The organism is Myroides sp. C15-4 (assembly GCF_050522745.1).
Taxonomy (GTDB): domain Bacteria; phylum Bacteroidota; class Bacteroidia; order Flavobacteriales; family Flavobacteriaceae; genus Flavobacterium.
This window is the reverse complement of sequence record NZ_JBMVQX010000054.1, coordinates 1-11,252: the sequence shown is the minus strand read 5'-3', so window position 1 is coordinate 11,252 and position 11,252 is coordinate 1. Positions and strand designations below refer to the sequence as shown.

Sequence of the window (11,252 nt, the reverse complement as noted above, 5' to 3'; positions counted from 1 at the left end):
GAAGAAATTGTGAAGAACGGTCCTATCACAGTTGATGGACGTACGTATCCAACAATTAACGATTATATCACGCATTTAACTGAAACAACTGGTGGATTTACCAAAATTGTTTACGATCAAACGACTGGAGATGTAATTTTCCAAGAGTGGGATGCTTCAACCAACTCATGGGTGAATGTAGACAACAGCAAATTTGAGACGATTGTTAAGGCAAACGAAACTGTAACTGTTTTAGCAATAAACAAAAACGGTACCTATACCTATTATAATGAAAATGAAATTGATGCGGATGGTAATCCAATACTAGGAGAAGGGGTAACTATAGATCCAGCTTTAGTTATTGTAGAAGACTTGTCTAAATCAGAAGGGAAATATATTTTCAAAGATTCAGAAGGGAATGATATCGCAACAATTGATATTAATGCAGATAATATCTTATATGATAATTCAACTTCAGGTCTAGCTTCAACGAATGTAAAAGATGCTTTGGATGAATTAGTTCATACTATTGCTACGACAAAAGGATCGTTAACTTCAACTTCTATTTATGTAGATGGTGGAGCAGATGCATTATTAAAAGATGCAAAACTGGATCTTAAAGGAGGTTCAGCAGACGGACAAGTATTAGTAACGGTGACAAAAGAAGTTGTTGTTGGACAAGATGCTGATGGTAATGAGATTAAAGAGGAGCGTAAAGTAACGGAGTGGCAAGATCCAAAAGAAGTTGTATCAGCAACGGTAACTGCGAAGAATGGTATTACGGTAGTGAATGACACAGATGGAAATAGTGAGTTTAGATTAGGTGGTCCTTTAGATAAACCAACGACAATCGAAACTGACTCAACCAATACATTAGCTATTGATGGATTAACATCGCTAGACAAAGATAACGTGAGTGGATCTAATGTAGTAATGGCAGATAAAGATGGTGTTTTACAACAAACGTCAATTCAGAATTTGATTGAAAAAGCAATAGATCAAGGTGATTTAGAAGCAAAAACGCTTTCAACTGATGGAGTGATTGTGATTGGAGACTCTTTAGAATCGACAGAAACGTCAAAAGAACATGCCGTATTACAAAATGTAAAATTGAATATTGGTAAAGATAAAATTACTTCAGATCACATCGGTACAGGAGCCGTTGGATCGGATGAGATTATAGATGGAAGTGTAGCTCCTATCGACATGTTACCAGGAGGGAATTCATCTGTATTGGTAACTGATGCAAATGGAGAGACAAAATGGATTCCTCAAGCAGAATTAAATAATAGAGATACTTTCGTCGGTACAGCGCCAGTTGATGTTGTCGCAAAAGCAGATATCAATGCAACAGGAGGAAATGATTACACGATTAGTGTGGCTAACGCAAATGGAACTACGTTAGGTGTGGTGAAGGAAGCGGATACTACTCCTACTATTAATTTTGTTGATGGAGTTGCTACTGTTAATGTTGAAAATTTAGCAGCAACACAAGGACAAGATTTAACCTCTGAATCCTTAGTAGTGACTGATGGAGAAAAAGTGTTGTTAAGAAAGACAAACATCGAGATTAAAGCTGGGAAAACAGATGGACAAGTATTAGTTACAACAACGAAAGATGTTGTGGTAGGACAAAACCCTGATGGATCAGATCAGATTGAATCTCGTAAAGTAACGGAGTGGGTAAATGCAGATCAGTTGGGGGTACAAACAACCAATGGTGTTGAGAAAATTGTTGGCGCTGATGGCGTAACGCGCATTGGATTAGGTGGAGAATTAACCCAACCAACAATCCTTACCACTGATTCAACTAAGACTTTAGCAATTAAAGGATTGGATGAGGTAGAAAAAAATCCAACAGCTAACAATCTCGTGATTGCAGATAGCGAAGGCGTACTAAAACAAACGTCAGCGAAAAACATGATCGAAGATGTAATTACCCAAGGTAATCTTGAAGCGAAGATGTTAAAAGGGGTTGGAATTACCGTGACAGCTGGTGAAAATGCTGGAACGAATCTAAATACAGAGGTGGCAAGTTCATTATTGAAAGATGTGACGTTAGGTATTGCAGATAAAGCAGTAACAGCTGGAAAGTTAGATGCAGGTACAAGTACAACGGATGCTCCTCGAATTGGAGTAGCGGATAAAGATGGAAATGTTACCTACCAAGATTTACAAACGGTGGTGCAAGCAGAGCAAAAAACAGTGGTTTTAGAAGACGGAACCAATACAACTGTTTCTAGCCGTGTGGATGCAACCAAACCTAATGAAACGATTTGGAAAGTGGATGTAGCAACAGCGGTGAAAACAGTGGCAACAGCAACAGAACTTTTAGCAGCAGACGCCGTAGTATTGGTGAATGCAGAAGCAGCACCAACGGAAGGTATTGTAATTAAGCTACCAACTGCAAACGAATCGAACAAAGGAAAAAAATACACCATTAAAAAACTTGACACGAACGAAGACGGTTATGTAGTTATTGAAGGAAACGTTGCAGGGTTAAACGGTAAAACACTAGAAACAGGTTTACCTTACTCTGGATGGGACTTTGTATCAGATGGTACACAATGGCAAATCGTTAACAAATTTTAATCTCCTTACTTAATCAGAAATTTATCATGAAAAAAATTATAGTATCAGCAGTAGTAGCATTTACAGTTTTAACTACAACAAATACATTTGCACAACAAGGATTTGGAACAAACACACCAGATCGTTCTGCTGCTGTAGACATCGTGTCGAACAAACGTGGTTTATTAATTCCTCGTATTGCTATTCCTAATTTAGATCAAGCAGCACCTGTAGCAAAACCTGCTAATGCTTTGATGGTGTACAACACAGGAACAGCAGATACAGCCGCTGGTTTTTACTACTGGGATGCAGCTTACAATAATAATACAGGTAGATGGGTGCGTTTCGTATCGTCTAACTCAGGTAGCGCAGTAACGGTTTCAGCTGGAACAAATGTGACAGTGAAACCAACACCAGACGGACACGATATGGATTATAACGTAAGTGTGAAAGGTGGTGATGTAGCAGGACAAGTATTAGTGACAGAAATAGTAAATATTAATGGAGAGACTGTTCAAACAACGAAATGGGTAAATCCACAAGATTTTATCAACGGATCTGTTGTAGGTGAAAATGGGATTACTACTGAAATTGGAGCTGATGGTAAAGTACACGTTTCTTTAGGAGGAACTCCAATTGAAACAGCTACTGTATTAGATGTTTCAGCTACCGATGCGTCTTTAGCAATTACTGGTTTAGATGTACTTGATGGGACTGCTGGAAAAGAATTCGATGCAGCAAAACAGAACATCGTGATCATGGGATCGGATGGAATCTTAAAAGTAGTAACGCCAAAAGCACTTTTAGAAGAGGTAATTACAGAAGGAGTAAATGGAAAAGCCTTGACTTCTTCTTCGATTTCTGTAGATACAAATGGAGCTACAGCCCTTTTAAAAGATGTAAATATTGAGATTACAGCGGGTGATAGTGACGGACTTGTTATGGTTACTAAGGTTGATGCTGCTGGAAAAAAAACAACAGAATGGAGATCACCGGCTGACTTATCTAATACGTTAGAAGCTGGACAAGGAATTTCTATTGACGGTGATAACAAAATTAACTTAGGAGGAAATCCAATAACTACACCAACAGTATTGGATATTGAGGATGCTAACGCTTCTTTAGCAATCAAAGGATTACCTACTTTAGAAGATAAAGATGCAGTTGTTGGACATAAAGTCGTAATGGCTGACGAAAATGGTGTGTTAAAAGAAACATCACCAGAGAACTTAATTGGTGAAGCTATTGACGGTGGAAATATTGAAGCAAAAGCATTAAAAGGAGTAGGAATCACGGTAACAGCAGGTGGAGTTGTAGGAACTGACTTAGCAGTAGCCAATTCTGTATTGAAAGATGTAACCTTGGGAATTGCGGATGGAGCAGTTACAGCAGAAAAAATGACAGCGAATGTTGGAGCTGATAATGCACCAAAAGGAGCTATTCCTGTAGCAAATGCAGACGGAACAGTAACGTATCAACAAATCACAGGAGAATTGTTAAACGGTAAAGCGTTAACATCAGGATCTATTTCTGTATTTGGTGGAAAGAACGCATTACTAGACGCTACGCGAATTGATATTACAGGAGGAACAGCAGAAGGTGATGTATTAGTTACTTCTGACCAACCTTTATTAGATGAAAATGGGGATGCGGTAAAAGATGCTAATAATAAAACGGTTTATGTAACAAAGTGGGTTTCTGCTGCTGATTTAGGCAATACAGTTACAGCATCTAACGGTTTAACAAAAGAGGATAATAACATTAAACTAGGTGGTGATATTACAGAAACTACAACATTGAATGTTGGTACTGGAGGATCATTGGCTATTAATGGTTTAGGAACTGCAGATAAAGCTAAAACCAATCAAGTAGTGGTGGTTCAAGCGGATGGAAAATTGGCAACAATTGATAAAGCTGAAGGTGATGTTATTATTAATCAAGAAGGCAATGTAAATATCAGTGATAATACTGTAGTGAACAACTACCACCCTTCAATGGAAGAGATAGTAATTGAAGTTGTATTGAAAAATGATGATACAAACTTGATTTTACCAGCAATCGATGGAACAGCAGGACAAACGATTAGCATTAAAATTGTAAATACAGATGATTTACATGGTGGTTATTTGAATATTAAAACAGATGCTACGACAACATTGGTATATGGAGCGATGCCTTACCAAGGTTGGATTATCAAATCGAACGGAACGAAATGGATCGTTGTAGGTCGTAACTAATAAAAAGAAAAACAAAGATGAAAAAAACATACATTGGATTTGCAGGACTTAGTTTAGTATTGTTATTAGGTACGCAACAAGTTCAAGCACAACAAGGGTTTGGAACAGATAAACCAGCAAAAACAGCAGCAGTTGATATACAATCCTCAAAGAGAGGATTGTTAATACCTCGTGTGGAATTAGTGTCAACAACAAATGATGAAACGCCAATTGATACACCAGCTCAGTCTTTGATGGTTTATAATGAAAAAGAGCAAAATGATGTAACACCAGGATACTACTATTGGGATACCGATCGTTGGGTTCGCTTTGCACAGCAAGGGGATATCACAGCTATTAATTTAGGCGGTGATGTTACAGGACCTACCAATGCTACGGTAGTGGGAGCTATTCAAGGTGTTGAAGTTTCTCCAGCTACCCCCACAGCCAATCAAGTGTTAACCTTTATTGCTGGATCAGATGGAAAAGGTGGGCAATGGGTACCTACCGATTTAACAGAGGAGAGCTTGATTAGTAGAAAGGGCATTACTGGAACTGGAATTACAGTAGGAGGTGGAGTAGGAGCAACATTGAAAGATGTAACTCTAGCTATTACACCGGGTACAGAAAATCAAGTGATGGTAACTAATGCAGATGGAACTGGTACAACATGGGTCGATCAATCGACCATTGCACCAGCAACTACGAATGCTTTAACGAAAAAAACAACAGGAGAAGGAGATAATACGGTTGTAAATAATAATATTATTGTTTCTACAGTAAACAATGTTGCCTCAGAAGTACAGTTGGTAAATGAAGTATCCAACCGCATGGATGGTACGACACTTAAAACGACGGTAAATGGAATTGAATCAGCAGGTTTTGATTTAAAAGATGCTATTCAAGCCGGTCAAAAAACAACGACAGTAGTGCCTCAAGACGAGAAGGTTACTGTAGTTGCAACTGAAGCTGGAACAAACACAGAATACACAGTAGGAGTAGATCAAACAAAATTTGACTTGTCAAAAATCGGAGGAAGTTTGTTAACAACACAAATTACACCTGGTGTTGATGGACAAGTTCTGACTACGGTAGGAGGCGATACACCGAGTGTAACATGGACAAATCCAGCAGTACACGAAAATATCTATACGCATGATGGAACATTAATAAATCCACCATCGGGAGGTAGTATACAACGTAAAGTTCATTTTGGAGAGTTTACTAGTCTGTTTTTTACTAAAGATGACATTGGACATGATTTTACATTTGATAATAATGGACATGTAGGTTTAAATATGTATGGAAAAGAGATATCTTCTATTGGTTTACTTACGGCAGAAGAAATAAATGGTCATGAATCAATATTAAAATTCAGTCATACACAAAATTTATCTACAATTGATGCAAACTCAAATGAAGGATTGAGGATTTCGGCAGGCTTTCATAAAGATATTTTCTTAGGAACTTTTTATTATAAAGAAGGAGAAAGTAATGAAACTCAAGATTCTCATTTGATTATAAAAGGAAATGGAGCTGTTCAGGTGACGAATATCAATGAAGATGCATTCAAAGGAGCGGCAACGGATAAAGTAGTAGTAGCGGATGCAACAGGTGTATTAAAAACAGTAGAGCGCAAAAAGGTAGCTCCTCAGTTTTTCTATATGCCAGCGGTAATCTTCAATACGAAAACAACGGGTGCTAATTTGGAGCGAGATTTATACCAAGATTATGTCAATCAATTTACTACAGCGAGTGGAACTTCGTATAATATTGCTCATGGAGCAAATCAAGGTAGTTTGCCTTATGATGGTGGAGTAATCGCAAGTTCAGGTGCGCCAGCAGTTATGGATGTTTTTGATAGAGGAGAGTTATTCTACTATATCACCTATTACGATACAGACGTATTTGCGAATATAAGCATCAATGAAAATGGTGTATTAAAATACGACATCATTGGTACAGCAACACCAGCTTCATACATGAATATCGTTTTTGTAATCAAGTAACGAATCATAATGTAGGTATTTTAAAACAAACGGTTTTAAAATATAAAAATGAATTATAATTACGAATACAGCAATGATATATACAATTATAAATAAAATAACAACAAAAGCTTTACTTACACTAACCTTGGCGTTAGGGGTAAGTATGGCTACGTTGGCAGATGGTTCGAAAAACCTTTATCCTAGTGGAGTAAAAGGTCATAGAGGAATGTTGTTGGGTAACGGATATACTGCACCTGAAGCAATTCCTTTTCCTAATGCAGGAGCTCATTATGTATACGCGAAAGCAGGAGAAAAGATTACATTGGCATCTTCAGCTCAAGGTACAGAAAGTACAGACTGGAGGGGAAACTATAATGATAAAAAAGGAGGAATTACCTTGTACAATCCTTCAGGGACCATAGTAGTAAACAATAATCAAATTCAAGGACAAATCCCTAATCGAGCAGCAGAAATTGCAGGACCAAGACTTACAGCATCTAGTAGTGGAGGATATACTCCTATTTATTATCAAGTACCTGCTGGAGGAGAGGGAATCTATCGCGTAGAATTTACTTCTAGAAGTGAATCATCTAATCAGCCAGGGCCTGTTTTGAATGCAAATGATAGTTGGACTCAAGGGAATGATGCGGGAATTAGAGCGTGGGATATTTCGGTGATAAACACTGCAAATACAGCTTTTATTGCAGGACGTGTATATGCAACCAATCTGAATTTTACCAATGGAAACTTCAATGGTGAGTATGCAAATGTTTCTTTTGAAGGACAGTTTTTTGTTCGTACCAATGATGGATTTACCTATCGTGTAAAACACAATGGTACTTCAGGAATTGTTTGGGCTTTCTTTGTGAATAACAAAGGATTTGTGGATGAAACCACTAGAAGTCTCTTGTATAAAAGTATAAATAGTCAAGCTAGTGCAGTGACGAATCAGATTCACAATCCGAATTCACCAGATGATAATGCTAATATTACCCATAAAGTGTATTATACGTTACCAGATGAAAATATGCCACTTACAGCAAGAGTAAATGTGAGTACAGGTACTTCATTGACTACTTGGTTGAATCCAAAAGTGGAGGAACCAGAAGTAAACAATGTAAAAGTCATTGGAGCAGAGGGTACCCCAGGTATCTTTGGACATAAAGGAGGATATGTTGAGTTTACTGCTCCTGTAGCAGGGCAACAATATACCATTGAGGTGGTAACGAATAATGGCGTGTTTAAAACCATTCAAGGAACTACCCAAGAAGGCACAAATCAAATTTACTGGAATGGAGTAGGAACAGATGGAAGTAAATTAAATGGAATTGTTCCCGTAGATTTAAAAATTCAATTACAAGGGGCAGAAGTGCATTTTCCATTCTTTGATATTGAGTATAATAAAGGAGGAATTATCATCGAATTATTAAATTATCGCAATTTACAAGGTGCAGCAATCTCAGATATTGTATTTTGGAATGACGAAGATATTAGACCAAGTACTACAAATGGTAGCGCTGTTAATCCAAAAAACAATAGCCATTTAAAACCTGGGAATACGGGCGAAAGCAGTAAAGCCAATGGACACAAATGGGGTGAAGGAGGACGGGGAGCAAATAATACATTTGGAGATAAAAAATCCATGGATACTTGGACCTTTAGAATAGGGAATAAAAAAGAAGAAAATACTCAAGTTGTTATTACAGAAGTTGATTTATATACAGAAGTAAAGCAAGCATTAAGAAATAGTGAATCTGCAGCAACAAGTGGACATAAAGGAGACGCAATTACTTATGTCGTAAAAGCGGGTAATGCTGGACCTTCGGATCTATTAGCAGATGAAGCAAGAGGCATTCACGGTGCTCCTTTTAGCTTTACACTACCTCCAGGGGTAGATGTTGTGAATCCAGGACAGGTGAGAGCGGAATCTTCTTGTACGTCAGGATCGAAAATAGCGAAAGAAACAGTAACCTTGACATATGATGCTGCAACACGTACGTTCCGTTCAGAATTACAAATTCCAAAGAATTGTACAATTACCTATACGATACAAGGTAGGTTGAATGGAATGACTGGGTCTATGATTGCCGAATCGACAATTATGCGACCTGCTGACGTGACGGATGTTGATGCAACCAATGGAGATCCTTATACAAGACCAACTAATCCACACTTCGAATGTTACAATAACGATGAAGGAAATTTAGGAGGAACTAGTGGTTCAATCGGATGTAATAATATTAAGGAAGTGGTATTCATGGCATTGGGCGAATGTGTAGATCAGATCTTATACTTTGAAGATTTTGACCGCGGCTATTGGAATGTGAACTCGGGTAGAACAGATTGGATGAATAAAAAGTCGATCAGCATAGATCCTACTACAGGAGCTATTATGACCGATTCCAATGGAAGCGTCGTTAGACAAGGACCAAGAGGAGGAGCTACGCCTTCGTATTTATTTGCACCAGGAATCAATGACAGTCGTTATAGTGCAGCAAATGGTGAGCCACACAGTTCAACTATTTCTGTAGCGCGTATCAAAAATGGATATTATGCTGTCAATCCTCCGGGATATGTGCAAATGGGTATCCCAACAACGGATTCTTGGAATCAAGGTATTTGGGTGCCGAATGCCCCAACAAATGATCCAACATTGCCGAATAGTAATTACGACTGGACACCCGCATGGGATAAGGAAGGAACAATTCGCGATATGTCTGGAGCCGTGAATGGAGCTGCTTTCTTAGTACGAGGAGCGAGTTCAGCTGAACAGAGTATTAAACCGTTCTACGAATTTGAAGTAGTAGGTGGAATTGAAAAAGATAGAGTATATACCTTAGATATTTATTCCTATGTAACCTACCACGACAAAGATTATATGTTGATGGATGTGGTTGATAAAGAAACTGGACATATTTATGCCTCTGTACCGTTGAAATACCCAGGGCCAGGTTTACCAGAAGGGGCATCACCAGAAGGATTTAGCTTGGGATGGGTGCCGTTAACGGCAAGTTTTTCTTTTGCAGAAGCAGCATGTAAGGATGTAGTAGGTAGAGAGGTGAAAATTGCAATTCGCGGAAGCCAAGACAGAGCCTTAGCTACAAGTAAAGGATTTGGACATACCCTAATTGATAATATTACCTTCTCAAAACGTACAGCCGATGCGAACTGTGGAATTCACGTATCCAACATTACATGTGCAGACGAATGTTACCTAGATATCGTTGGAAAAGGGTTTGGATGGTTCCATAGAGCTGGAGCAAGACCTGAAGGAAGCAATGTAGTAGAGAAGTTCGAACAACCAGCTACTGATGGTGGTTTCGTTGTCGATATTTATCGCTTGGATAACTCTTTCAATATGGTCATTAATGGTGTACCTTTATATAAAGAGGAATTAGAATTTGAAACAGGACATGAGAATCGAAATGTGCGTTTCAAAAGAGATGGTAAACGATTTGGAGAGACGGGAACTAGTGCAGTTTGGAATGTCAATAAACACCCAAATGGAGATGAGTCGGATATTTCTAATTTAGATTTAAATGACCGCTTCAACAACCCAACACCTGTAATTCGCGTGGATATTGACAAATGGGGGAACGTGACTTTATGGGGAAAAAGAACGACTAATGATGAGCTAGAGGAATTAGAAGTTTACGATCGTCACAATGGAAATGTTTCAGTTCCTTTACAAGTGGTACACTGGATTTCAGAAGGAACAGGAACGAATATAAACAAAGTGGATGTGACCCAAAATGTCATTGGTCAAACGATGATGTACGGTTTCGGTTACGGTCAGCAGCAAAAAGAGTGTGAAACGTGTACTTTAGAGAAAGACGGGGTTTTTAAAGATGAGAATGCCAATACTTTTGCAGAAGAAGGAGAAACAATCACCTATACATTCAAAGTGAAAAATGCTGGGGATATGGATATTAAAGACATCGAAGTAGTAGATCCGTTGTTTGGATTTCATATTAAATTGGATGAAAACACGCATTTACCAACAGATTCAAGAGTAACACTAGAAGGAGATAACAACAACAATGGTATCTTAAACCGAAATGAAACGTGGACGTTTACAGTTTCTTATCCTGTAACTCATGAAGATATTTACGTCAATCAAGGAGTGTATAACCGTGCAATGGTGACAGGTGTAGGGATCATGCAAAAAACCACACGTAAGGTAGAGGAATTATCAACAGATCCAACACCTTACCAAGAGGGAGATCCAGGATGGGATTCTAGCAAAGCATTCCATACGTATGTTCGTTTAGAGGGAAGTGGGGTTTTAATTACCAATCCAATGATTTATCAAAAGGTTAAGCAATTATAGATTATGAAAAATAGATATAGTAACCATTTCCTTTTTCTGAGTGTAGTAGGATTAAGTGTTGGTGTAGTCGCTCAAGACAATAAGGCTTCTTTTGTCAACCAAGGTCAGCTATCAGTTGCTACAGGTGGTGTTATTTCAACGCTTTATAGTTTTGATAACCAAGAA

3 protein-coding genes and 1 pseudogene are annotated in these 11,252 nt (G+C 38.2%); all 4 read left to right on the top strand.

Annotated features, from left to right (window positions below):
- Positions 1-2,571 (top strand): annotated as a pseudogene (locus tag ACPDHL_RS15565) (hypothetical protein); the annotation flags it as partial.
- A gap of 26 nt (positions 2,572-2,597) precedes the next feature.
- On the top strand, positions 2,598-4,787 hold the full coding sequence (locus tag ACPDHL_RS15560) for a hypothetical protein (protein ID WP_430533644.1): 2,190 nt from the start codon (positions 2,598-2,600) through the stop codon (positions 4,785-4,787).
- Positions 4,788-4,804: 17 nt separating this feature from the next.
- On the top strand, positions 4,805-6,775 hold the full coding sequence (locus tag ACPDHL_RS15555) for a hypothetical protein (protein WP_430533643.1): 1,971 nt from the start codon (positions 4,805-4,807) through the stop codon (positions 6,773-6,775).
- A 73-nt stretch (positions 6,776-6,848) separates the two neighbouring features.
- Positions 6,849-11,087: a DUF7507 domain-containing protein gene (locus tag ACPDHL_RS15550; protein ID WP_430533642.1), complete on the top strand. Its 4,239-nt coding sequence runs from the start codon at positions 6,849-6,851 to the stop codon at positions 11,085-11,087.
- Positions 11,088-11,252: the final 165 nt, after the last annotated feature.

What these genes read in the sequence shown, in the direction of transcription:
- ACPDHL_RS15550 (WP_430533642.1), top strand. Translation starts at nt 6,849, where the DNA reads ATGATATATACAATTATAAATAAAATAACAACAAAAGCTTTACTTACA.
- ACPDHL_RS15555 (WP_430533643.1), top strand. Translation starts at nt 4,805, where the DNA reads ATGAAAAAAACATACATTGGATTTGCAGGACTTAGTTTAGTATTGTTA.
- ACPDHL_RS15560 (WP_430533644.1), top strand. Translation starts at nt 2,598, where the DNA reads ATGAAAAAAATTATAGTATCAGCAGTAGTAGCATTTACAGTTTTAACT.